The sequence below is a fragment of the Beduini massiliensis genome (genome assembly GCF_000829905.1).
Lineage (GTDB): Bacteria > Bacillota_I > Bacilli_A > Erysipelotrichales > Coprobacillaceae > Beduini > Beduini massiliensis.
Genome location: NZ_CDPP01000003.1, coordinates 69,583 through 95,581, shown reverse-complemented (window position 1 = coordinate 95,581; position 25,999 = coordinate 69,583). Strand labels below are relative to the sequence as shown.

19 protein-coding genes are annotated in these 25,999 nt (G+C 35.7%); 3 read left to right on the top strand and 16 right to left on the bottom strand.

What is annotated here, in order from left to right; genetic code table 11:
* Nucleotides 1–217 precede the first annotated feature (217 nt).
* Both BN1225_RS02150 and BN1225_RS02145 read right to left on the bottom strand, forming a co-directional pair.
* Nucleotides 218–1,492 carry an O-acetylhomoserine aminocarboxypropyltransferase/cysteine synthase family protein gene (locus BN1225_RS02150; RefSeq protein ID WP_041138190.1) on the bottom strand — a complete coding sequence of 425 codons (1,275 nt, stop codon included), beginning with the start codon at nucleotides 1,490–1,492 and terminating at the stop codon, nucleotides 218–220.
* Between the two features lie 82 nt (nucleotides 1,493–1,574).
* Nucleotides 1,575–2,468: an ROK family protein gene (locus BN1225_RS02145; protein ID WP_041138189.1), complete on the bottom strand. Its 894-nt coding sequence runs from the start codon at nucleotides 2,466–2,468 to the stop codon at nucleotides 1,575–1,577.
* Between the two features lie 124 nt (nucleotides 2,469–2,592).
* Here BN1225_RS02145 and BN1225_RS14475 point away from each other — a divergent pair, with 124 nt between their 5' ends.
* Complete coding sequence (locus BN1225_RS14475) at nucleotides 2,593–3,219, top strand: spore coat protein CotJB (RefSeq protein WP_052466246.1); 627 nt, start codon at nucleotides 2,593–2,595, stop codon at nucleotides 3,217–3,219.
* A 12-nt stretch (nucleotides 3,220–3,231) separates the two neighbouring features.
* Nucleotides 3,232–3,819, top strand: a complete 588-nt coding sequence (locus BN1225_RS02135; protein ID WP_041138188.1) for a manganese catalase family protein — start codon at nucleotides 3,232–3,234, stop codon at nucleotides 3,817–3,819.
* Nucleotides 3,820–3,930: 111 nt separating this feature from the next.
* Here the strand turns inward: BN1225_RS02135 and BN1225_RS02130 are convergent, their stop codons facing one another.
* From BN1225_RS02130 to BN1225_RS02110, 5 genes are all read right to left on the bottom strand, one after another.
* The gene (locus BN1225_RS02130; protein WP_041138187.1) at nucleotides 3,931–4,647 is read right to left on the bottom strand and encodes a hypothetical protein; all 717 of its coding nucleotides are present in this window, start codon (nucleotides 4,645–4,647) and stop codon (nucleotides 3,931–3,933) included.
* Between the two features lie 128 nt (nucleotides 4,648–4,775).
* Nucleotides 4,776–5,045 (bottom strand): hypothetical protein, encoded by a 270-nt coding sequence (locus BN1225_RS02125; protein WP_041138186.1) that lies wholly within the window; start codon nucleotides 5,043–5,045, stop codon nucleotides 4,776–4,778.
* 62 nt (nucleotides 5,046–5,107) lie between these two features.
* A complete protein-coding gene (locus BN1225_RS02120) occupies nucleotides 5,108–7,255 on the bottom strand; it encodes a GGDEF/HDGYP domain-containing response regulator (RefSeq protein ID WP_052466244.1) in 2,148 nt (715 codons plus the stop codon).
* Nucleotides 7,256–7,273: 18 nt separating this feature from the next.
* A complete protein-coding gene (locus tag BN1225_RS02115) occupies nucleotides 7,274–7,627 on the bottom strand; it encodes an Hpt domain-containing protein (RefSeq protein ID WP_041138185.1) in 354 nt (117 codons plus the stop codon).
* 139 nt (nucleotides 7,628–7,766) lie between these two features.
* The gene (locus tag BN1225_RS02110) at nucleotides 7,767–10,223 is read right to left on the bottom strand and encodes a transporter substrate-binding domain-containing diguanylate cyclase (protein ID WP_041138184.1); all 2,457 of its coding nucleotides are present in this window, start codon (nucleotides 10,221–10,223) and stop codon (nucleotides 7,767–7,769) included.
* A 528-nt stretch (nucleotides 10,224–10,751) separates the two neighbouring features.
* Between BN1225_RS02110 and BN1225_RS02105 the strand changes: the two genes are divergently transcribed.
* Complete coding sequence (locus BN1225_RS02105) at nucleotides 10,752–11,999, top strand: hypothetical protein (RefSeq protein ID WP_041138183.1); 1,248 nt, start codon at nucleotides 10,752–10,754, stop codon at nucleotides 11,997–11,999.
* A 35-nt stretch (nucleotides 12,000–12,034) separates the two neighbouring features.
* On the opposite strand, the gene BN1225_RS02100 is transcribed toward BN1225_RS02105, so the two are convergent.
* From BN1225_RS02100 to truB, 9 genes are all read right to left on the bottom strand, one after another.
* The gene (locus BN1225_RS02100; RefSeq protein ID WP_052466242.1) at nucleotides 12,035–14,053 is read right to left on the bottom strand and encodes a bifunctional diguanylate cyclase/phosphodiesterase; all 2,019 of its coding nucleotides are present in this window, start codon (nucleotides 14,051–14,053) and stop codon (nucleotides 12,035–12,037) included.
* Between the two features lie 67 nt (nucleotides 14,054–14,120).
* On the bottom strand, nucleotides 14,121–17,060 hold the full coding sequence (locus tag BN1225_RS02095) for an EAL domain-containing protein (protein ID WP_041138182.1): 2,940 nt from the start codon (nucleotides 17,058–17,060) through the stop codon (nucleotides 14,121–14,123).
* 11 nt (nucleotides 17,061–17,071) lie between these two features.
* On the bottom strand, nucleotides 17,072–18,511 hold the full coding sequence (locus BN1225_RS02090) for an ABC transporter substrate-binding protein (RefSeq protein WP_052466238.1): 1,440 nt from the start codon (nucleotides 18,509–18,511) through the stop codon (nucleotides 17,072–17,074).
* A gap of 97 nt (nucleotides 18,512–18,608) precedes the next feature.
* On the bottom strand, nucleotides 18,609–20,234 hold the full coding sequence (locus BN1225_RS02085; RefSeq protein WP_041138180.1) for a CPBP family intramembrane glutamic endopeptidase: 1,626 nt from the start codon (nucleotides 20,232–20,234) through the stop codon (nucleotides 18,609–18,611).
* A gap of 51 nt (nucleotides 20,235–20,285) precedes the next feature.
* On the bottom strand, nucleotides 20,286–20,624 hold the full coding sequence (locus BN1225_RS02080; RefSeq protein WP_041138179.1) for a type II toxin-antitoxin system PemK/MazF family toxin: 339 nt from the start codon (nucleotides 20,622–20,624) through the stop codon (nucleotides 20,286–20,288).
* Nucleotides 20,625–20,739: 115 nt separating this feature from the next.
* Complete coding sequence (locus BN1225_RS02075; protein ID WP_052466237.1) at nucleotides 20,740–22,149, bottom strand: cadherin-like beta sandwich domain-containing protein; 1,410 nt, start codon at nucleotides 22,147–22,149, stop codon at nucleotides 20,740–20,742.
* A gap of 16 nt (nucleotides 22,150–22,165) precedes the next feature.
* On the bottom strand, nucleotides 22,166–23,977 hold the full coding sequence (locus BN1225_RS02070; RefSeq protein ID WP_052466235.1) for a dockerin type I domain-containing protein: 1,812 nt from the start codon (nucleotides 23,975–23,977) through the stop codon (nucleotides 22,166–22,168).
* A 118-nt stretch (nucleotides 23,978–24,095) separates the two neighbouring features.
* Complete coding sequence (gene ribF / locus BN1225_RS02065) at nucleotides 24,096–25,025, bottom strand: riboflavin biosynthesis protein RibF (RefSeq protein ID WP_041138178.1); 930 nt, start codon at nucleotides 25,023–25,025, stop codon at nucleotides 24,096–24,098.
* Entirely contained in the window at nucleotides 25,025–25,870 is an 846-nt protein-coding gene (gene truB, locus BN1225_RS02060; RefSeq protein WP_041138177.1) for a tRNA pseudouridine(55) synthase TruB, read from the bottom strand. Before truB ends, ribF begins: the two co-directional genes overlap by 1 nt.
* Nucleotides 25,871–25,999: the final 129 nt, after the last annotated feature.

The following is a 25,999-nucleotide window of genomic DNA, read 5'->3' as shown; positions in this document are numbered from 1 at the left end:
CTATTTATTCCTCATTTGAACATATTATACTCATCTTTTTTTGATATTCATAGAGTATTCTATTTCATAGGAGGACAAATCATGATTACATCAAAATCAAAAGCTTCTATTATGTTTTTAGGCTTTACCATGTTTTTTAGTATATTAGCTTATTTGATCTATTATTTTATTTATGAAGAACATTAAAAAGTCCTCCGAATTATCGAAGGACTTTGTTTTATTTAATACAGGCAAACGCTTGTTTTAAATCATTAATAATATCTTCTGAATCTTCCAAGCCAATAGAAATACGTAATGTTTCTTGCTTAACACTTGCCGCTTGACGTTCTTCTTCGCTCATCTGTGCATGCGTTGTACTTGCCGGATGTGTCAATAATGTTCTTGAATCCGCAAAGTTTGTTACATGAATGATTAGCTTAATGTTGTTGATGACTGTTTTACCCCCATCAATTCCACCTTTAACGCCAAAAGTATATAAACCACCAAATCCATTAGGGAAATACTTTTTCGCAAGTTCGTGGTCAGGATGGCTAGGTAATTCAGGATAACTTACCCATTCTACATCTTCACATTCTTCTAAGAATTTAGCAACTTCTCGTGAATTTTTAACGTGCTGTTTCATTCTTAATGATAATGTTTCTAAACCTAATAATGTCATATAAGCATTAAACGGTGACATACATGCTCCTAAATCACGCAATGTTTTCGCAACCATTTTAGTCGTTAAAGCCCCTTCATTTAGGTCTGCATATACGATATCGTGATAAGCTTTATCCGGTTGTGTAAACAGTGGATAACGTGGGTTATGCCAATCAAATTTACCACTGTCCACTACAACTCCACCCATCACATTTCCGTGACCGGCTAAATATTTGGTTGTAGAGTATACAACGATATCCGCACCATGTTCGATTGGTCTAAACAAATAAGGTGTCGGTGTTGTATTATCCACAACAAATACAATACCGTATTTTTTGGCGATAGCACTCACTTTATCAAAATCAATAATGTCTGCGTTAGGATTCCCTACAGATTCAACAAAGATCATTTTTGTCTTATCATTGATCATTTTTTCCATTCCATCTAAATCTTTAGGATTAAACAAATGGGTTGTAAAGCCCATTCCAACCATCGTTCCGGATAAAGAACCAATCGTTCCTCCATACAGGTTATTCGCCGCTAAAATTTCATCTCCGCTTTGCAAAATGGTCATGATTGTTCCCATGATAGCTGCTGTACCTGATGCATATGCAACAGCCCCTACTCCGCCTTCCAAAGCTGCCATTCTTTCTTGTAAAGCCGTAACCGTCGGATTAGATAGACGTGAATAGAAGTATCCCCCTTCTTCTAATGCAAAGATACGTGCTGCCTGATCCGCATCGTCAAAAGTAAAGGCGTTAGATAAACATAAAGGCACTCCGGTTGCTTTTGTCGTTGGATCGATATGTTGTCCAGCATGTACTTGTAATGTTTCAAATTTATATTCTGACATATTATCCCTCCTCATATAACAAAAATATTACCACAAAATACATGGAATAAAAAGAAAAAGGTGCATGCACCCTTTCTTTTATTTATCGTATTTGTTTAAAGTGATATAATGCTCCGATTAAATTGGCATCATTATAATATTTACAGGTTGTCACTTTAGGAATGAGCAGCTGTTTCTTTGTTACGTTATAGATGTGCTCCAACGCTTTTTGAACCCCATCCAGAACTCTCGGCTGTTTGCTGATCCCTCCGCCTAGACATATAATTTCCGGATCATACATATATTGCAGATTATAAAGCTGTACCGCCACATCCATATAGAATTGATCCAATATTTCCAGTACAATCGGATCATTTTGCTCCGCTCTTTCAAAAATAAAATAACCGTTCACTTCTGATACTGGCAAATTCAAGCGATTAGCTGTGATTTGGCATAACGCTTTTGTTGAAGAAGTATCTGCCCACGTTATAAATTTATTTTGTGAAACATCATAATCCGAAATAATGGTGCTGATTTCTCCGGCAAGACGATGCCCACCATGATGAACTGCTTTATTTTTGATAATAGCACCACCGATTCCGGTTCCGAATACAACGACAATGGAATCTTGATATGCCGATGCATTCCCAATCCAGGCTTCTGCTAATCCAGCACACTTTCCATCATTTTCCAATGTCACTTTTATTCCACCACACGCTTTGGAAAGTTCTTCTGTCAAACATACTTCATTCAAATACGGATATGCTGAGATGACTAAAATTTTCCCATTTTGCGCATCGATAACCCCCGGACACGCTAATGCAATACCGTCTACATCATATGTTCTTTCATGATAAATTTGACTCAAACTTTCAATAAATTCTGATAGCGTATGTAATGAATTTGAAAGAAATTCATGTCGCTCTAAAATCGTTCCTTCCTCGTTTAAATACGCATATTTTATGGCTGTCCCACCAATATCAAACACTAAATACATAGATTCCACCTTCCCGTCTCTTTGGTTTTATCATATCATAATTTAATATATTAATACATATCTAGTACAATTTAACTATACATTTTATTGACTTTTTAATAGACTACATTGAAGGAGGCAAAATATGAATTATTATGAAGATTTAACACAAATGATGATGGGTGGACAATGTCAAAATGAAATGCCTAAAGTTTGTGGCTGCGACAGTCCAATGCAGCAGGCAATCACACAAATGCAGGGACCGCAAATGAATCAATGCATGGGGCAAATGCAGGCTCAGCAGGCACCACAACAGGCTCAATGTATGCAAATGCAAACAACACAAAAGCCACAACCGGATAAAGCTATGTGTAATCCAGCTAAAGAAAAGAAAAGCGTCAGCTGCATTCCCCTTGGTAAAAACTATCCATTATTTCAAGTGGATACGGCATTTATGCTTGGAAACCTGTATGAAGGATTATATGATCCATACTGCGGATTCAGTAACTTCCCATTACAGGCATGTAATCAGGAACAATCATTATTATATCAAGTATTGGCTTTCCAATTTGCTGCACATGAATTAAATCTATTATTGGATAATGATCCTAAAAACGAAAAACTGATTCAATTATTCAATCAATATGATGAGATGTACAAAAAATTATTAAGCCAGTATACAAAACAGTACCGTCCATTATTTGTAGATAACTGTAATCCTACAAATCATTGGATGTGGATTCATTCACCCTGGCCATGGGAAAATAAATAAAAGGAGACAACTATGTGGAAATATGAGAAAACACTGCAATACCCTGTAAATATCAAACACAAGGATTTACAGATGGCAAAGTATATCATCACTCAGTTTGGAGGGTCAAACGGTGAATTAGCTGCCCTATTACGTTATTTAACTCAAAGATATACAATGCCGGATGAAAGAGGACGCGCTTTACTGACCGATATCGGTACTGAAGAAATGGCGCATATGGAAATGATTTCAGCGATGGTTTACCAACTGATGGAAGGGGCAACAATCGAGGAAATTAAGGCTGCTGGATTAGAAGGACATTACACTGAACATGGACGTGCCTTGTATCCGGTTAATGCTCAAGGAGTACCATTCAAAGTCGATTATTTCGCTGTTACCGGTGACCCAATTGCTGATTTAGCGGAAGATATGGCGGCGGAACAAAAAGCCCGTGCGGTATATGAAAATCTGATGGATTTAACTGATAATCCGGAAATACTTGCACCATTGTCTTTCTTAAGACAACGTGAAATTGTTCACTATCAGCGATTCTTAGAACTTTACAATTACTATCTGGAAAAAGGATACGGAAAAAAAGACTGTAAATTAAATAACTGGTAACCAAAAAGGATTAATCTATGAAAACGAAGATTAATCCTTTTTTATATGGACGTATTATCACGGATATTGGAACTAAAGAATCAGTTCCAATATCAATGAGTTTTTAAAAGCTCATTGATTCACCAAATCTTGGCTGTTAAACTTTATCGGCGTTAAATCAAGATAGCGATTCTCTTTATTGGCATAGTGATCATCTGTTGTCTTTTCAAATAAAAAGTAATATGCATCAGCCGCAAAATGTATTGGAGTTGACCCGTTATACCCTTTTGCTTTTCTTCCGTCTTTCAAGAAAAAAATATATTCTTGATCCTTGTTCTGCCAAAGTTCAAACATATCAATACCGCAGTAATCTAAATAATCGGTATCACTAAATTCCCGATGGTCAATATCAATGCCATAATAATCAACAGAAGACCCATTCATCTCATAAGGATCACGTTCTCCCAAATCCTTTTTTCTGCTGTTGATATTCCAGAATTCCTGCCCGGTATTTATAGTCATCATCGCCTTTTCTTCTAAGTCGCCTTTATAAACTTCTGTCAGGAAACAATCAAAATACGCATAATTATTAAAATATATTTTTTCTATTGTTCCTTTGACAATAATATCAGATTTATTGATGAGCTCATCTAAAGATAATGACGATGACATCTGTCTGGCCTCAGATACTAATTGATAATCTGGAAGAATTATATTTTCTGTCGTTAATTCATTAATATCGACGCCTGTAATTCCGGAATTATAAGCAGGTATCACTTTATTTTTTTGACATCCTGCTACTCCCAACATAACGGTAAATAAAATAATTACCTTAAGTCTTTTGATCATTTTAATATTCTCCAATATAAAATAAATTTATGCAATGAACGATGCTTAACCTTTAAATAATCAAAGCAATCATTTAAAATAAAACATCATTTTAATTTAAACCCTGTCTATTTTTAATAAAAGTCATTCTAGGATTTATTCATCAAATAAGCCGCTTCCTCTAAATCCTGATAGCGAACATACAAAACATACAAGTCACGCATATCCAACCCTTTTCTTTGAAAGGCTCTCTCACCGCCAACCATTCCATAAGATCCCGCTCTAAAAGGGGTAAAATTAGAACCCGGATTACGTTTTTTCATCGTATACTTAATATTACCAGTATTTAATTTTGATACAATCTGCAGACACTGTTCCTTGCTGCCAACAAATAATTCCTTTTTAAATAGAATAAACATATGTATCCGTCCCCCTTTTTGTTCTTATTATTCATATACATTCTGCTTATGCGTTATTTTTGCTATTTAGAGGAAGAGTCCCCTTTCAGCTTCAGCAATTGACCGATATAATCCACTTCATCTCCATAATCATCAACATTGGATACTAATGAGCGAAACGGAATATTTTCACATTCTTTACTATAGTAATGACAAACATCTTTTCCATGATATTTTGAATAGTATAATGCTTGATCGGCTTTATAAAGCAATTCACGATAGTCCTTTCCGTTTTCCGGATAAAAAGATACCCCTAAACTGCCCGATAAGACAAAATCATTCAATTCCATTTTAAGTTCAGCTCGCAAGATTTCTAAACGCTGATGGAGAGCTTCTTTTGTTTCGTAATCATGTATATACACCACGAATTCATCTCCGCCTAATCGCCCTACAACCTCTTTTTCCTTTAAATTCTTCTGCACGATTGTCGCAATACGCTTCAAAACATTATCCCCAAAAATATGACCGTAATGATCATTAACCATTTTAAAATTATCGATATCAATAAAGCAGACTGCGGCAGAGGATGCTGTTTTAAGATAATCGGAAATAATCGTTTCGACTGCGTGACGATTAAAAATTTTAGTTAAGGAATCATAATTCGCAGCTTTTTCGAGTTCGATACTTTTTTGTTTCTCATCTTCAATATTTACAATCTTTCCAACATATCCCATACATTTCACTTCATAACTGATATCCCATAATCCTGAAATCCGAACACTGTACCATTCATAACCATTTCCATTCAGATTCAATTGCAGCTCTAAATGCAGCATTTTATTTTCCAAAGATAATTCTTCAACCTTGGACATGATAAAATAATAGTCTTCTTCCCTAATATATTGAAGCAATGTGCCTTTCTTTTTCAAATCGAAAACAATCGTATCATTACCGGTAATTTTATGAAATTCTTCAGAGAAAATGATCTTATCGTTTTCTTTATCATATTCAAAGATGATTTCATCGGATAACTCAGAGATAATTTTATATTTCTGACGTTCCATTTCCAATAATCGCAGCGTTCTGGCAGAAACATCCATCGGCTGTTTTTTTTGTTTTTCAGCTTTTATTGTCTCTATAGGCTCCGGATTATCCTTCTTGATAATCCCATTCTTTTCTGCAAGCAATGGTAAAATCTGAATCAGACATTCTAACAGATCCGGGTTAAATACTCCGCATTCCTCATTTAAGATCATCTGCATAGCCACTTCGCTGGAATAGGCATCTTTATATACGCGTTTACTCGTCAGTGCATCGTAGGCATCTGCTAAAGAAACCGCCTGTGCCCAAATTGATATTTCATTTCCTACCAGTCCGTCAGGATATCCTTTCCCGTTCCACTTTTCATGATGATGACGGCAAATATCATAACAATAATGATAGAAATCCATTTCTTTAATCCCCGCAATATGCTCCAATATTTCACACCCATTGATTGTATGTTCCTTGATGACTTCAAATTCTTCCGGCGTTAATTTTCCCGGCTTATTTAAAATAGAATCCGGTACTGCAATCTTCCCAATATCATGCATTGCCGCAGCTTCGGATATCAATTCAATTTGATTTTGCGTTAAATGATAATCCGTACGAATTTCTACCAATTTATTTAACAGCATCTTCGTAATGATACGGATATTAAAAACATGTTGTGCAGACTCGGTATTTTTAAATTCTATAATGGAACTCAAGGCATCAATCAACCGTAAATTATTTTCATGCAATCGTTCTGACTGTTCACGAATCTTGCGGGCTTGATTTTCTACCATCTGTTCCAGACTATTCTTGTAAGCAAAATTCTCAATAATGTTTTCAACACGCTTATTGACAATATTAGGATTGAACGGTTTATTAATGATATCCATTGCCCCTAATTCATAACCACTTCCCATGACGTTATCCGATACCTCGGCTGTAATCATGATAACGGGTATAAAATCTATCCATCCCTTTTCGTTCATGATCTCCAGTACACTAAAGCCATCCATAATCGGCATTACCACATCAAGAAGAATAATCGCTAAATTATCTTTTTCTTGTTCAATGATCCTAAGTGCGCTTTTCCCATCTTCTGCTTCTAAAATTTCATATTTTGACTGAAACATCTCACATAATAAAGCTCGATTCAATTCAATATCATCAACTATCAATATCTTCGTCTTTTTATTTATCATTGTCTATTCCGCCGTTAATCAGTCATCAATTAATGCTAATCCGGTAATGATCCTATTGTATTCTTCACCGATTGCTCGATTTAATTTAATGACGTCATCTCTGCCGTTTTCTCTTAAATATTGAACTAAATCATTACACTTAAAAGACAGTTGATCAAATCCGAGATTGGCAGCTAATCCTTTTAACGTATGTGCCATCCTCATAATAGTTTCATAATCTTCGGACTCAACAGCCAATTGCAATTGATGATAGCAATCATCACCAGGAAATTTTAAGATGAATTTTCTTAACAAATTTTCATTATAACTAAAACGTTCTTTTAATACTTCGTAATCCACTCCTAATGATTCTAAAACTTCTTTTAGTTCCATACTTATCTCCTCGTTCCTTCTGTTTCTTTTCATTTTACTCTATCATAAAGTATCAATAAGCATAGAATCCTTACCTATGTTCTATGATCATTAAGATATTTTCATTTGTCTAACCCAATCTAAATGCTGCCAAGCTTTCTTATTTATGGTTCAACCACCTGATTAAATAATGATTTCTTCCACTATTTTTTACTTCATATAATAACTGGTCACTCATTTCATAGAGTGAATCAAAATCCACTTGTGCATCAAACACAACAGCTCCGATACTAACAGTCAAATGATATTGTTCACTAAGGTTATATTGATTGATTCTCTCACTGATTCGCTGACATACCGCTTGCAGTTCTTCCTCATTTTGTAAGTGATCCCGATAAAGCAAGAACTCATCCCCGCCTAATCGGCCGCAAATCCCGGATTGCTTTGTTTCTTCCAATAATACTTCTCCCAGGTAAATTAAAGCCTTATCTCCTTGTAAATGTCCGAATTGATCATTTACTGTTTTAAAGGTATCCACATCGATTACCATTAGCGCCGCTATTTGACCCTCTTTAAAAGAGGCTAAGCTTTGACTTATTTTCAATCGGCATGTTTCTGCATTGTAAACATGGGTCAAACTGTCTTGCTCTGCTTTTTTGACCAGTCTGCTTTCACGTATCTTTTCTTCATTGATATCATTGATTTTCCCAATGATATAGACATTTTTTCCCTTTGGATCTGTAATCGTTTTTCCGGTTAGGCTGACCCAATAGGGATCTCCATTTTCCAATAACACTTGAACTTCTTTAGTTTCATTTTGTACGTTTTTAATTTGTTTCACAAACCCATCAATGGCTCGTTTTTCATTAGGTGAATAATGCGTTGCATCTTTCAAGTCATATATCCTTGTTTTTCCATCAGCAGAAATCATCAACGTATCATCAGTGGCATTATATTCAAAAAAGTAATCATTTGCCAATTCATAAATCTGACGATGTTTTTGCAGATCCAATAATGTTTTTTCATTCATTCTCTTTCTCATTCTTAACCCACGCACTAATAATAAAATGATAATGCTCATAATCAGGGTGGTAAACGTTAAAGAGATAAATGGATTCAAACGTATCCACTCTCCTATTGAAAAATTGCGGTCATAAGTTGTATTAGGATAAATAATATTCTGCAGTTCATGATCACTTAAGTTGATAAACACTTTATTTAAGATACTTAATAATTGTTTGCTGACCGGTCGCACAACACCAAAACCAATGCCGTACTCATCTGTATTAGCCGGAATCAAGGTTAACTCATTATATTCAGATTGATTCACATAATATTGAAGAGCGTAGCCATTTCCCAAAGTGAAATCCGCTTTTCTGCTTTGAATCGCATCTAAAGCATCTTTCAAATTGTTGACCGTTAATGATGACTTATCATAATTGCTCAGCGGTTCATTAAGATAAGAAATATAACGCATATTTTTAAGATCATTTTGTTCAGATCCGTTTTTAAGCGCTATAAAGTTTTGTGTTTTTAAATAGGGTCTTGTTAGTGCCACATCACTGTCACGATTTGAACTGTAATCACAAACCGCATAAGAAGTGATGTCTACTTTATTATCGGCAATCAACTGATTCAGTTCGTCTTGCGAAGCCGCCAGCACTAAATCAAAGTGAAGATTCGTTTTCTCACTGATATAGTCTAAAAGATCAATCGTGATGCCATCTAACTGACCTTTACTGTTCATATATTGAAATGGCGGATTATTGGTTAAGATCCCTACTCGAATTGTATTATTAGCTTCAATGAAATCAAGTTCTTCCGTTGTTAATTTTAAAATAGAAGAGTTTCCGCCAAAGTATTTATCATAAAGATTAGATGTATAATAGGGATCAGTCTGTTCAATCAAATCAATCGCACTATTCATCTCAGAGACAATATCACTTTTTCCTTTTGTCGTGGCAAAATAGAAAGGTCTTGGTGAAAAGGTCGCAATCGTTCTAAGATCATTAGTTGGATTAGCGCTCACATCCAGCAGAGCATCTGCACGCCCATCACTTAGGGCTTGTCTTTGGTCAATATCGGTCTCACATTCAATCAAAACCGGTGTAATCTTGTACAAGGCACAAAATTCTTTTAATTCACTCTGGCGCTGCGTTGACCCTTTAATAACAGCCACTTTCAGCTCTGTTCGGCTCGCAGAATTTAGGTTGGTAATATCACTGTTATATAAAACTTTTAAAACTGTGTTTGCATTACCATAACTATGTCCCACATAATCATACTTCTCAGCCAAAGTCTCAGAGTAAACCATTCCTCCTAAAAGATCAATTTCTCCACGCTCAAGCATTCCCATTAATTCAATCAATGAATCATTAATATCTTTATCAATTCTTACAAACTCGTATTCCCAATTTGCATATTGGGCAATTTCCTGTAAATATTCATAAGTGTATCCCGAGTAATTTTCTTCTTCATCAACCTCAGTTAAACCTGCTTGGATAGGATACCCGACTCGAATAATCCTCTTTTCCTTTGCATGCAGAGGAATCCCTGACAGCATTAATGACAACACAATGAAAAAAAGCATGATGATTCGCTTATTTCGTTTATGCATAGTACCCCTCCCTGCACTTTTATGATCTTGAGCATCGCAAATACAAAACAATCTGTATAAAATAGTTATTTATAGTACCATTATAATAAACTTTTGACAAAATAACAAGTTTGCGCAGAATATTCAACACGATTCATAGATAAACCATATCCTATAAAGAATTACATTCCAAATAAGCAGAATTGCTTGGAGATTTCATTAAAAATTTATATGATAACGCTTAGGTAAAATAGGTGTTTTTCTATAAATTGTCACAAAATTGTCACTAATAATGATATATTTTAAATGAATGACCTATTTGTGTATAAACAACGCTATCTAGACAAAGCTTTTACCAATTCTATATAATAATAGTATCTTTAAAGAAAGGAGAGAAACAGATGAACAGATTCAGCCACTATCAAGCCAATATAAAACCTTCCACATTATTTATGGCGAACCGCTCACCTAACGCCATCCACCTGCTTCCCTATGAGTTTATGAATAGGGACTGCAGGGATGAAAAAAAACGGATGGCTAAAGATTTGAATGAGCCCTCAGGATAGTCAGGATTTTAGAAGAAAGAAAGTATCACAGCATGCCCGAAACGTTTATCAATTAGAACGTCCTCAGTACTTGCTGAATGATGATGTGTTAAAAAGGAATAAAATCGATATCCCATTTCTTCAATCTTTTTATGAGTCAATCTCATTATCTTATCCTATTAAGGACAGATTGACTGTTGCTCAAAGCCATAAATTGATAAGAAATATTTTTTTCGCATTTTATCATGCCACTGTTTTTTATAAAACAGATGATAGAGAACATCTTTTTTGTCATTTATTAGAATGGGAAACCCATTATGAAAATACGGATGACTATCCACTTTTTCTGCTGATTGCGGCAATGTATTATATATCGTTGGAGACGCATTTATCTGAAGCTAAAAGGATTATCAAGTTTTTGCATAAGATCCACATGCAAAATGAAGAAAACTATACCTTTGATGATCTGATATTTATTCAATATAGCGCATTACTTGACCATTACACATTACATAACGAAGATGCTTTAGAAAAACTGCTGATCGTCCAGCAATATGCCCAAGTGCAGAATATGAAAGCCATGAATGAGTATTATCTGACGATGGTTTATCTTTCATTAGGTGATACGATTAAAGCAAAAAACAGCAGCCAAAAGGCGATCCATCTTTTTCTAGCTGCGGGTAACTCGATCCGTTGGCTTTATACTGAAATGAATGACGCAAAGATCATGGCATCAGTCGGTCAGTTTAATCGTGCAATTTCAATTTACGGAAACTGTCTGATCGGTGCTGTCAATTTGAAATATGAGTCAATGGCTGAAGATATCCTAGAGTGTAAAGCCTGCAGTGAACTTTATGCAGGTCAATATGAACAATCACTTCGATCTTTAACCCTGCTTCATCATTCAAAGCACGCTAACAACCTACATTATCATTATGCTTTGAACTACTTTTACTTAGAGCAGCCACATAAGGCTTTGAAATGGTTAGAAGCTGGGAAACAAGTTGAACATAAATCACAAACTTCAATCTTATATTTGGAATTAGTTGAGCTGTTTCTGTTCAGCAACAATCTGACAAAGATCATTCGTCATTTAGAAAAGATGTATCAATTAGAATACCAAAGCAGACATTATGGCAGTCGTTGCTACATCGCTCATTTGCTTATCTTTTTCCTAACAAAGCAAAATCGTGATGATGAGGCAAAGATTTATCAAAATGTTATTCATTCTACAGAAAATCGCTTGATTTAAGCGATTTTTTGCATTAAAAAAGCCCATCATCGGGCTTAATTTTTTAAATCACGATATTTCTTATCAAATGCTGAAATGGGCATGGGTTTATCAAATAAATACCCTTGTATATAATCACAGTTTAACGATTTTAAGATATCACACTGCATTAACGATTCTACCCCTTCGGCAATGACTTTCATATCGAGTTTTTTTGCCATGGTAATGATACTGGAAATAATCGCATGATTGCGGCTTTCCTGCAGATCATCAGTACAGAAAATACGATCCAGCTTTAAGACATCCACCGTTGAAATTTCTTTTAAAACATTTAATGAGGAATAACCGGAACCAAAATCATCAATAGCGAATAAAAAACCATGATCTTTTAACTTATTCATGATCGTATTTAACTCTCGAGGATTATTCACTACAGTTGTTTCTGTACATTCCAATTCTAAAATTCCATCAGGAACTTGATAGTATTCTTTTAATTGAATATATTTCTTAACAAAGTCCGATTGAAAAGCGCTCACCCGTGATACATTGATAGAAATCATCATATCTGTGATTTTATTCTTATTAACATACTGACATACTTTTTCAAACATATAAAGGTCCAGATCGACAATAAATCCATTGCGTTCAAACAAAGGAATAAAATCATTAGGGGGAATAGTACCGCGGCTTGGATGCTGCCAGCGTACCAACGCTTCTGCGGCGGTCACTTGATCCCCATTTTTGATATCCACGATCGGCTGAAAATATACTTCGAACTGTTCTTCTTTTAACGCATGAAACATTTCAGCTTCCAGTTCCTTACGAACGATGACACTTTGGCGCAAGTGATCATCATAGAAACCGTATTGACTGCCGGGCTTTCCTTTGACGCTCTTACTGGCAATATTTGCACGATCCAACATATCTTCAATGCTGTGACGATCGTTTTCTTTGATTAAATAAAATCCTGCGGCTACTTCTAAAGGAAATTTCTTATTCGTCGCACTCTGATACTTATAAAGTTCGTGTACCGAATGATGAAAACGAGATACCAGATCTTCTATATCTTCATACGTTCTTAACGTAGCAAAATGGTCTGAAGAAATTCGCGCAAACGACTCTTTTTCTCTTGAAACAAGATTTAATTTATCCGCCCAATACTTCAGAATACGATCTCCTTCTTCATAGCCATAAATATCATTTAAAAACTTGAAGTTTTTCAAATCCGTATAACACAAGGCATACTTCTTATCTTTATTATTGTGGATTAATTCTCGCGCATATTCTTTAAATTTACCGTAATTATAGTAGCCTGTCAAAGGATCATATTCAGCCCAATATTCAAGTGACTGACGGTTTTTAACTGCTTCATCTACATTATGAATGGTCACGATCATACGCTCCATTTGTCCTTCTTGATCACGCATCACAAAGAAAGTAAGATGACACCATAAATAGCTGTGATCATTATCTTTTAATCGAACGGTAATCTTCGCTTGCGTTTCATTCTTTTGCAATAAAAGAAATGTGTTTTTCACTTCTTTCCAGTCATCCGGATGTATATCCTCTTTTTGAAGAAAATCAAATTTATAAGGATTCATATGCCCATAAAAACCATAGCATTCCGCACCGGAAGATAAATAGTAACGTGATAATTGACGCTGCCATTCCAATACAGTAATTCCTGTCTGTTCAATAATGATACGGTTGATCTGTGCTTCATCGCTCTGATATTCACTGATATCCAGCAGCAGTCCAACTATATGGTGATCCAATTTCGGCATTTGGGTGCACCTTAACTGGAGAAATGACCTTCCCATATTAAACTGAATATTCATCAGCCAATCCTCATTATGCTTTTGTATAAAAGCGTTTCTATTCTCTTCTTTCATATCAATGAAAGCCATCAATGAGAAAGGCGGATTTACATCTAACATCAATCGCTTTGCAGATTCATTCAAATAGTCAATCGTTAATGCATCATCTTTCCTAATCAAACAGATTCCATAAGGAAAATGATCAAAACAATCTTTAAAATTTTCAAATCCACTTTCAAGACTTAACTTGATATCCATGCATTTTCCTCCTTTCATCACCTTTTATTATTAGTATGGCTTGCTTTCTTCAAAGACAAAACAACTTTTAATTTTTTTGATGATAACTTAAAATTTCTTTTTTAATTTCTTCATCAATATCTTTTATTGTATAATCCGGTTCTGCCACATAAAACCCTTGTACAAAATCCAAATCTAAATCAATCAATGTTTTTAATTCCTCTGCTCTTTCCACTCCTTCACCAATAACTTTGATGCCTTTGGCTTTCGTATAGGCTAAAAAGCTTTTTACCATTAACTGTTTATCTTTGTCTTTATCAATATTATTAATTAACGAAATATCAATTTTCACATAAGCGGGATTCATCGTTAATACCGTTGTTTCACTACTGTATCCTGTACCAAAATCATCAATCGCAAGTTCTGCCTGCCAACGATTAAGCTGATCTACTTTTGTTTCAAATCGTCCTAAATCGGATTGTTCACTCTCAATCATCTCAACGACAATGGACTTCAGATATGCCCCGTAGGTTTCTTGAATATGATTCATATCTACGGCAGACAGACTTGTATTGGGCACTGAGTTCACAAATAATTTATAAGGCTTGTCGGAAGAAACTTGTGCACTGTATTCTTCCAGCACACGATACCAAGTCATCTGTTCAATGTAATAGAGTTTAGATTGTGATTTGGCTAGTCGCATCACATCAGACGGATCTTTCAAATTAGGAATCTGCGGTCTCATTAACCCTTCATAAGCATATACTTCCCCTGTTTTTAATGACACGATTGGCTGAAAAGCATAACGAACAGCCATTGTTTCCAACATTTGATTTAAGAGTTCCGTATCATTTAATAAGATCTTATCGCGTTCGTAAGAGTCTTCATTGAAAGTGACCACAATTCCCTTTTGCCGTCTTTTCGCATCATACATCGCAAAATCAGCATGCTTAATCATTTGATCATAATCATGAGCATCTTCCCGATACCAAGAAATACCAGCCGAAGCACGCAGACGCATCGATGATTGATCAGGGAACTGAATGCGTGTTTTCGATAAAGTACCATGCACTCTTTTAATTTCAGTCAGGACTTCCTCAGCGGTTTCATAACCATAAAACAAGCCGATGAATTCATCTCCTGATTGACGGGAAATGATCGCTTTCCCCACTTCTATCGTACTTAAAACTTGAGCAGACTGCTGAATATAAAGATCGCCAAAATCATGTCCATATGTATCATTCACATATTTTAGATTATCCAGATCCCATAATACACAGGCAATAACGGTATAGTTTTCGGTAATGATCTGCATCGCTTTTTCTTTAAATGCTCGGCGATTCAATAAATTAGTTAAAACATCATAATCACGTTCATAAGCCATTTTCTGCATTTCCAATTTTTCCTTGGTTATTTCTGTGACAATGACAAGCAAACGGTCATCTGCTTCATTTAAAACAAAACGGAACCACTTTTGCGTATCACCAACAGGTGCTAAACAGGTAAACATATTTTCTTCTCGTTCATTTTCTAATAAACGCTCACTAAATGCATCAAAAAATTGTGCTACTTCATCAATATTTGATAAATTGATATCTTCCGGCATTCCTAAAAGTGTCACAAGATTATCTGAACAGTAAATTGAATTTTCGCTTTCCTTATATTCAATTGCCCCTAGTGGGAAATCAATCGATTCAAAGATCTTAGTCAAACGAGAAGCATTGAATGCCACATCTGAACTTAATTTTTCAATCGCTGATGATAACTCATCAATCTCATTAATATTCACTTTCTCTAATTGGATCTTAGAAGCCGGATTGCTTTCTTTCAATCGCTTCATGACTCTCAGCATGGCTTTAGAAATATTAGAGCTGGAAAGCAATGCAATCCCAACCGATACCATAATGGCTGTGACAAACGATAATAGAATCGCTTTATCCATCGTATAGACCATGCTTAACAGGTTATTCTTAGAAACAACCCCCACCAGATACCACTGATCATTTGAAAAAGGACCATTTTTCTCATAAATATTAATACGATGTACACCGGCAACCAAGCTGTCATCGACTCCCTGAGCGGAAACATTTGCCATATTCGGTACATTTTCCATCATTTTCAGTGTGATATCCGCATTATTTAGGACGGCTTTCAAATAAGGACTATTGATAAATTCGATACCATATTGACTATCTGTATCACTGTTATTTACTGCAATCAAATAGCCTCCCATTTCATCGACATTCAAATCATTGTAGCTCATCGATTGAGCCAGTAAGGAAGTACTCACTTCGATTCCTACAACCCCATAGACATTTCCGGCATTGTCAATGAGCGGCAAACTATAGGTAAAAATATCAATATCGGTTGGACTTAAATTAAATTTCTTTGACCAATAGCCATACTGACTGCTTTTTAATCCCGGATATTCTTTCACCACGGAGAATGGTTTCGTATAAAAATCTTGATAATCCATCATATTAAGATCGACATAGGGTGTCCAGTGGCTATCTAAAGTAATATGATAATCTTTCATGATAGAACTTAATCCATACTCGGCGATAATATCACTATTATCCAAAGAAATTGACGAAATATCCAAACGGCGAAAATATAAGGCTGGTTTTTCAACAGCGCCGTTTCCATCTAAAATAACGAATCCCCCATTGACATTGGAATTCTTTGTTAGTGTCAGTAATTCATCGGCAAAAGGATGGAGCAGATCTGATGTTTGTTCTGCAGTGAGTGAACTCATCAGATCTATCCCTAAATCTTTTGCCCGTGTCTGAATATTTTTATTAAACTCTTTTTCAAAGGTATCTAAACTGTTTTTATATCGACTTAACATGGACTCCACCGTATTTTTTCTTGTCAGAGAAGTCGCTGCTATATTATTATATGCATTTGTCTCGATATTCTTGATTGCCCCACTACCAAAAACGAAAATTATATAAATACATGATTGCACGAATACAACTGTAATCATCGCTTTTAATAATTTAGTTTTTATAGAGGTTGACTTTTTCATATTAGATACTCCTATTTATTGATGATTTCATTTAATTCCTTTAATAACCCCTCATACCAACTATTGAAATGATCTTCGGTATCAAAATTACTAATGGCGGCTTGTTTATCATTGCTGTCCAGTACTGTTTGACGATCTGCCTTAGCTTTATCGCTTAATGATTTTTCCAATACATTACGTGCATCATTCGAATTATCAAAAGCTTTAGAGGTATACAATTCATAATCATTCACTTGCTCCACAGAAACTTTTAAAGTATCACTGACAACCGGTGCCATCACTACTTCACTGTCCTGCAAACGTGTGGTAATCGTTTCAAAATTATTGGCTGATTTTTGTACCGGCAGATAAGAAGAGTTGACTGAAAACTCGACATTCTGTTCTTCCTGAGTAAACCACTTTAAGAAAACGGCTGAGGCATATTCATGTGCTTCATCCGAAACAGATACAGACATTCCGGCTCCCTGTTGGATGGCAATCGCTTCTCCCTCTTTAAAACAAGGGGCTTTCATAACTGTACAATCAATTGGATAACTGTTTCCTTCATCATCGATTACTGCTGATGGAAAATAGCTCGCTGATGATGAAGACCCCACTAAAACAATAATATCTCCTGTTTTTGCATCATCACTGCTGAATCGCCCTTTAGACAAGAAATATCCATTGATATAAGGAATATAATAATTATCCCATAATTTCTTAGCGGTTTCTTTTGTCAGAGCGATTGCAGCTTCACCATTTTCTACTTTAAATACTTCTTCGCCTAATTCTTTAGCTCCGCTTAGAATATAATTTGCCGTGGAATCACGCCCAAATAATGCTTTCCCATCATCGGCAATATCCGGTGTTAAAGCATCGGTATATTCATAGTATTTTTTCGCACAAGCAGTAATTCCTTCTAATGTCTGAAGTTCTTCAAGGCTGCTGCCGGTGGCTTCGGCAAACTTATTCCAATCTGTTTGATTGATCATCATTACTTCAGTTGATTTAGCGGTTGGAAATACCTTCAATGAATTCTTTGCATCAAAACGTCCCTCTTCAATGAATGAATCCACATATGTTTCTAATTCTTTCTTAGTAAAATACTGATCCAAATCCACTAATTTCCCCATTTTATCCAGTTCTAATGCAAAATCTACATAATTCGTAAAAATATTAGGCATCTCATCTGCGCCCACTTCTTCATTCGCCGCATTTCGCAATTCATCATAAAGATTATTGATTGTTGATTTCGATTTTGCGGTGGCGATAATCCCTAATTCTTTTCCCTTGGTCTGATTAAACTGATTCACCATTTCTTCAAAAGCAACTAACTGTTTCCCATTATAATAATGCCAAATTGTAATACTGATCGGATTATTTGGATTCAATCCATGCTTTTTATCACTGCATCCTGTAAGTACTACTAATCCTAAAGAAATAGCAAGTAAACATTGTATAAACTTTTTCATAAAAATCCCCCTTTGCCCTATTATACCCTATCTATATAAGCAATACCAGTTCATAAAACGTAAAAAAGTAGCTGTAACAGCTACTAAAATACTATGATTAAATAAATAAAATAACAAGCACGGAAATCAGATTGCTGAAGACATGTAAATACATCGGAACGGCAATCGATTTTGTCTTTTCATAAAGAAATGCAAATAAACAGCCCATAAACATATACGGTGCAATTTGTATAAACTGGCTTAGATCCCCAGCAAAAACAGCACGACTTACATGAATAAAGCCAAACAAGAAACCGGATACCAAAATGGCCAGCACCGGGCCAAAACGGCGCATTGCCCTAAAAATAATCCCTCTAAAGACAAATTCTTCCACTAATGGCGCAAACACAATGGTCGCAAACAACATCGGAATCGGAAAGTTATGCATTAATCCTTCAATCGCTACTTGATTGGCACTCTCACTGCCTAAATCGAATATGTTTACGACAATATTCCCGGCTACCATCACCACATAAGTCAATCCATATCCCGCTAAGGTCAGTTTCCCGATTTCTTTTAGGGAAAGACTTCTGAAATATCGCCAGGCAGATCGAAACACATCCTTAAACATAAAGAACGCCACAATCAGCAGTGTGCCATCCACAACAAAATTAAACCAAGAATTAATGAAGTCCATATCTGTCCAACCAAAAGCATTCATAAAAAAAGCAAAGACAATGCTTAATAAAAAGGTAGCACCAATAAAATAGAGAGGTAGATATAAACCTACCCCCATTATTAATTGCTTATTACTGAATGTTTCGTAAAAATCATCATTTTCTCTTGGCAGTTCCTCTGTAGAACGAGGTTCTCCATAATCATAATAATGATCGTCCATTTCTATCGTATCCTCTCTTACCATTTCTTTATAAAAAATGGTCATCGCTAATTGATAACGCACACGATATACTAAAACACTAATAATTGCAGATAGAATAATAGTGAATAAAAAAGTTCCATTATCTCCAATTGGAATCAGCATCGAAACCACAGTTCCGATAATAACTGTTAGAATATAGGCTAACACCATCCATCCAAAGAAAGAAAGCTTCAATAAAAACAATTGTTTTTTCTTTCCTTTCATCAAACGTTTTGCAATCCCCATTGCTTCAAATCCCTTGACTCCATCTTCCAAAAGATAAAATGTCGGAAAGAAGTAAAGATCAAAAACAATATTGGTGATGATAATCACGATAATGTTTGGTAAAACAATCATCGCCAACACCGTAAATATTGCTCCCAACGCTGACACTAACGCATAGTCATAATCTAGGAATCCATAAGATGTCTGATTGATCATCTCCACTGCTTCCATCAATTGATCGCCAAACACGATATAAACCAGTGTCGTTACCAAAATAACTTCAATTAAGAATATGACGAATTTTATAAAATTATACGTAAAATATGTACCAAATAATTTCGTCCAATTCTTAAAACCATATAGCCCATCTTCATATGTTTCGACCGTTTCCCCACTGTCACGATAAACTTTTAAAGATGAAGTGATACATCCCTGCGCAGCAGGCATTATCAAGATACTCGCTATCAGTGTAAGAAGTGAATTTGATATTAGTGATGGGATGACCCCAACTAAAGAAATAAACAAAAAAATCGGAATTAAGATTTTTTTATATTGAATCATCATTTCTTTAGATCTATATACTATATCAATATTACGCATTCTCATACCTCCCTTTATGACATTATATCACTTCACCTAATAAAAGAAAATTCATTTGATATCTAAACTCGTCTTTATTGCCTGATTAATCAGTTCCATTTTTTCTGCGGAAACACAGCCGACTTTGTCAAAAATACGTTTTTTGTCAATCGTTCTTATCTGTTCTAGTAAGACAATGGATTTCTTTTCTAACTGATCATTATCAATTAAGACATGGGTAGGTATTTTATTTTTCTGCACTTTTGAAGAAATAGGGGCTACGATCACAGTAGTAGAAAACTTATTTCCCTTATTATTTTGCAATATCAGGACCGGACGATATCCTCCTTGTTCACTTCCTACTACCGGTGATAAATCGGCATAAAAAATATCTCCTCTAGTAATACTCATTCATCCTCACTCCCTAGTAATACTATATGCTTAACCCCATGTAGAATTGACTAGAATATTAGGGACAAACTAAAATTTTATCAAACAAAATAAAAAGAAGAGTCTTATTCCTCTTCTATTCATCATCATTTGTATAATCAAATTTCTTGTTGTAACCGTCATTTTTCTTTGACTGTACTAATCGGTAGAACGCATAAGCGGCCAGCCCGCCACCAACAAGAGTTGCAGCAATCAAGGCATAGATAATCATCTGCTGTGTATTCACTTTTTCATTGGTCTTATCTACCGCTTCTTGAGTTGTGGGAGCCGCCAAAGAATAAAGCTGCAAGGTATCTTCTGTCTTTTCATATTGATAATATTTAATATTTCCAAGCTCATCCATGACATAAATAACAGAATAATTAGCAAAGGCTTCATCATCAAAAGTCCATCCGCCAAATTTTTCATCTTTAATCACAACTTCTCCAAAAGTAAATCCCTTCATCTTTTGCTTTTCTGTTGGCACATCGATAATATAAAGGTTTCGTCCAAATAACCCCACCGGTTTAAAAATTGAAGTGACCTGATTGTTTTCAAATAAATAGAAATTCTTTTCCCCAGCATCATTTACAAGGAAAACAATGGTTTTATTCATTTGCGTACTGTTCCAAGCTTTCACTTCTTGTCCATCTAAGGTCACTGTTGTTTCTTCAAAAGAATTAGGAATTCCGATTTCATCGGTATTTCTGACTACTCCTAATTTTTGATCCTTAAACGTTGTATAAACAAGCGGTGTTTCATCCACATTCACTCTTACATAGTAGTTTTTAGCGTCCCCATTTTCAGCAGTAACATTAATAATAAATTCATTTAATCCAGCCTTCAAACTTTGTTCACCAGTTCCACTGACAGTTGCTTTTTCATCTGCGGCACTTGCATCGATACTGATGGTTGTCGCATCGGCTGGTAACGTCACTGTATATTCAGTCGTATCCACATTAAATTCAGGACTCAATGTTCCCGTACTTACAGATAATCCAGATAAATTATTATTTGATGATTTAGGTTCTTCTGTTGGCGTATCGGTTGGTGTATTGGTTGTATTGCCTGAATTTGATCCGCCACTATTACTGCTTCCACCGCCTGAAGGGGTGTTCGTTGATCCCCCGCCATTGTTGCTTGGACGATTCACGACTGAAACAGAAGCACCACCTGATACCGACTGATCTTCACCGGTATCATAATCAGCGATGACACCACTAAAAGAAACTGACAAAGTTCCTGCTGAACTTCCTGTCACAGTAAATGATTGGGAAGAATTATCCAACCATACTTTATCATTCACTGCACCTGATAATGTAACATACCCTGCACCATTACTTGCTGAAACTGTAAAAGTGACTGTTTCGCCAACATAAATGGTGCCTGCACTTGCAGAAATAGAAGCACTTGCTGCATAGACATCACGAATAAATCCAGTCATCATGCATACCACCATCGCAATTGTACATAATGCACTCATTATGATTTTATTTTTCTTTTTCATCTATCATTCCTCTTCTCTATCTGCCCATAATTATATTTTTAACTTTCACATAATCCGCCGGTGTAATCTTACCATCTCCATTGACATCTGCAGCTTGTAATGCACTTCCGGTAAGTAAACTGCTGCCCATAATATGATTTTTAATTTTCACATAATCTGCCGGGGTAATTTGTCCGTCTCCATTGACATCTCCTAAAAGAATACCATCACTAGGTACTTCAACACCGCTGCCATTATAAACAACTCTGGTGGAAGAAGTTGGGATGTAAACGTAATCTCGCGAAGCTTTAAAAACCGAAGACGGTGAAATTTGCGTACGGGAATCCGTTAAAGGCGTATCCGAAATCACCTTATACCATTTATTCCCATCTGTTCCTGTAACAGTATCCAAGATAGTTACCGGAAAATCGTAAACCTGATCTCGTCCTTCCCCATCAGTAGTTGCACTAGAAAAGATTGCCGTATTGGGATTGGCTTCCTTATAAAACCATTGCTCACCACTCTTTATAATTCCTATGGTATATCTTCCATAATCACTATTATCTATATCAGCTAATCTATATAAATGGGAAGCTGCTTTTTCACCCCAAAAAGCATCAGAGGCATATTTCACATTGATTCCACTATGTTTATCTCCTAAATGAGGTCCACGATAACGATAATCAATGGCACTCAAATACCCTTTTGAAATATAATCGTAAGCATGATTATTAATGCTTGCTTCCGCACTTGGATATGTAGTTGCACTATCAGGATTACTGTCATAAGCTTGGTGTCCAAATAAATTATTACGAGTTAAAGCATAAGTACTTGTTCCCCAGCCACTCTCATTAATTGAGACACCTAGCATTAAGGCTGCGTTTACAGTATATGCATTCTGCGAATTTATAAAAGCTTGTCCCTGCGCTGTTAAGGCACTATCTCTCCCTTTAATCCCATTACTTAAAAATTGATTAAAACTACTTGCCGAAAAAGAGGAAGTCGTATGATGAGATAAGTACTGATAATAATTGTAGTATGGATTCCCTGCATTGACCGCATTGTTGTAGTTGCCATTACGATAATCGTTGATCATCGTTTTAAAGTCTTTATAAAAATAATGCCCATCATAACTGTAATAAACGGTATTAGTTTGGGTGTAATCTAATTTATACCCAATTCGTGCATTAGATTCAGCTGTCGATGCACCACTCCAATATAAATTATTGTGATAAAGATAGCCACTATAGATATCATAATAACTGGTCTTTGAATTAGAAGCATAGGGTTCAATAGAGCGTACATCGTTTACAGAAATATCCATCATGGTTCCAGAAACTTTGATACGTACAGTTTGTCCATCCGAACTGGTACTGATATATGCCGCATCCGCTGCTGTTTCGCCATGGAAATAACCGGCTCTGCCTGTATCCGCTTCAGTATAATTGATGACTTTGCTTTTGAGCCAAACAATTCCATAATCTACAGCTCGAACGGAATTATTTGCCATCACCATCACATCTCCTGCAGAACGATAATATTTTGACATTTCCATCGCTTGACTGGCTTCTTCATAAGTGTCATATTCTCCGAGGACTGTTTCTTCCTCACCGCGTTTAGATACTAGCGTATAGGTTTCAGGTTCGGCACTCACTGTTGCTATCCCATTTTCATCTGCATTTGTGTATTCTTTATATTCAACGTTTCCGTCACGATCTAAAACCATGAAATAATCATCATTGAATTCTTCATTTTCCTCCGCCTTTACAGATTCACTATATCTATAAAATGCAGGAATGATCATCATAAATATCAACAATAACAACGTTATTTTCTTCTTATTATGCATTGATTAACTCCCCCTTTGAATTGCACACTTCTCTATCTACAAATTATCCTATAATCCTCTAATTTTGTCAATTACATAATCAAAATTGGTAAAAATGGTAAATTATGGGTAAAAACATTTAATCATTGGCTAAAAAATAACCAATGATTTCTTTCTTATCTTTATTTAATTGTAAGATCAATTCTTTAGGGGAAGAAAATTTGACTTCATCACGTATTAAACAGTAAAAATAAACACGAACGATCTTCCCATAAATATCTTGATCAAAATCAAAAATATTGACCTCTAATGAGCGATGATCCAATGAATCAAACGTTGGATTATAACCGATATTGCACATTCCCATATAGACCTGCTGATCAACTTCTATCTTTACTCCGTAAACGCCGTTTTTAGGAACCGCATATTCCCCGTAATCTACATTTGCTGTTGGAAAACCGATTGTTCTGCCAATCTGACGTCCCTTAATCACTTCTCCTTTAATACAGTAGGGTCTTCCTAATAGGTGATGGGCAGTCTGCACCTGTCCCTCACTCAATGCTTTTTGAATACGGGTTGAGCTTACTTTTTGCTGATCAATCATGATTTCTTCTTGAATATAAACTTCAAAATGGTCTGATGCCAAATCCTTCAGCATCTTCCCATTACCTTTACCGCCTGAACCAAAATGATAGTCGAAGCCGCACACCAGACAGCGAATATCCAATGGCAAAATAAACTGCTTAAAAAAGTCTTCCGGTGATAACCGGCTTACTTCTTTATTAAAGTTCACAATGATTAAGTAATCAATTCCCATCTTTTCCAAAAGCTTTGCCCGATCTTCAAAAGACGTTAGATGATGTTCCGCTTCCATCTTCCCTAATGTAATCAGGGGATTGGGGGAGAAGGTCATTAAAGCAGAAGCAATCTGATGCTGCTTGGCAAAATCTTTCACTTTGTTTGCTAAAGCCTGATGTCCTAAATGCAGTCCGTCGAAATATCCCATCGCTAAAGCAATCGGCTGATTCAAGGATAATGGTTCGTTCAAATAATAATGCAATACTTTCATTACCATAACCCCCTTACATTTTTTAGTGTGTGATTGCCTGTCTGTTCATAAATAGCTAAAATATGTCCATCTTTATTTTTTATAGCGATCTGCCCTTCTAATGCAGAATCAATTGTTTTCCCATGATAAACGATCTTTTCATCTTCAATCGTTAATGATGGCAGATGTGCCAATGCATCATCCAATGCAATCATTTCATATTGATTGTTTTCTAGTGCTTCCAGACTCACACAATCTTCCAATTTAAAAGGACCGGACTGCGTTCTTTTTAAGGCACTCATGCATCCCGGATACCCTAATGCCTCAGCAATATCCACACATAATGAACGGATATAGGTTCCCTTTGAGCAATGCACCTTCATGTGAATTTCATCTTCTTTAAAGGCAGCACATTCGATTGAATAAATCTCAATATCACGTGGTTGAATCTCCACCGTTTCCCCTGCCCGGGCATATTCATATAATTTCTTTCCGTTTACCTTGATAGCAGAATACATTGGCGGCATCTGCTTTTGCTTTCCTTTAAACTTAGCTAAGACATGTTCCACCTTATCTAGTGTTAGATCATAACGATAAGGGACTTGGTTTTGAATTACACCTGTCATATCATAAGTATCTGTGGAAATACCTAGCTTAATGGTCGCTACGTAGTGTTTATCTTCACTCGTTAAAAACTGAAGGGCTTTGGTTGCTTTATTGACGCATACCACTAAAACCCCACTGGCTTCCGGATCTAATGTTCCACAGTGTCCTACTTTTTTTGTATGCAAAACTCTTCTTACTTTTCCTACAATATCGTGACTTGTATACCCTAACGGTTTATCGATTAATATGATCCCATCCATGTCTTTTTCACCCTTCTTCATTACTTTACCTATTTTAACAAATTCCGTCTTTATTTAAAAGGAAAATAATATTGTATATTCACTTAAAAGATGTAAAATAATAATAGAGTTTAAAAAAGGAGAAATAGA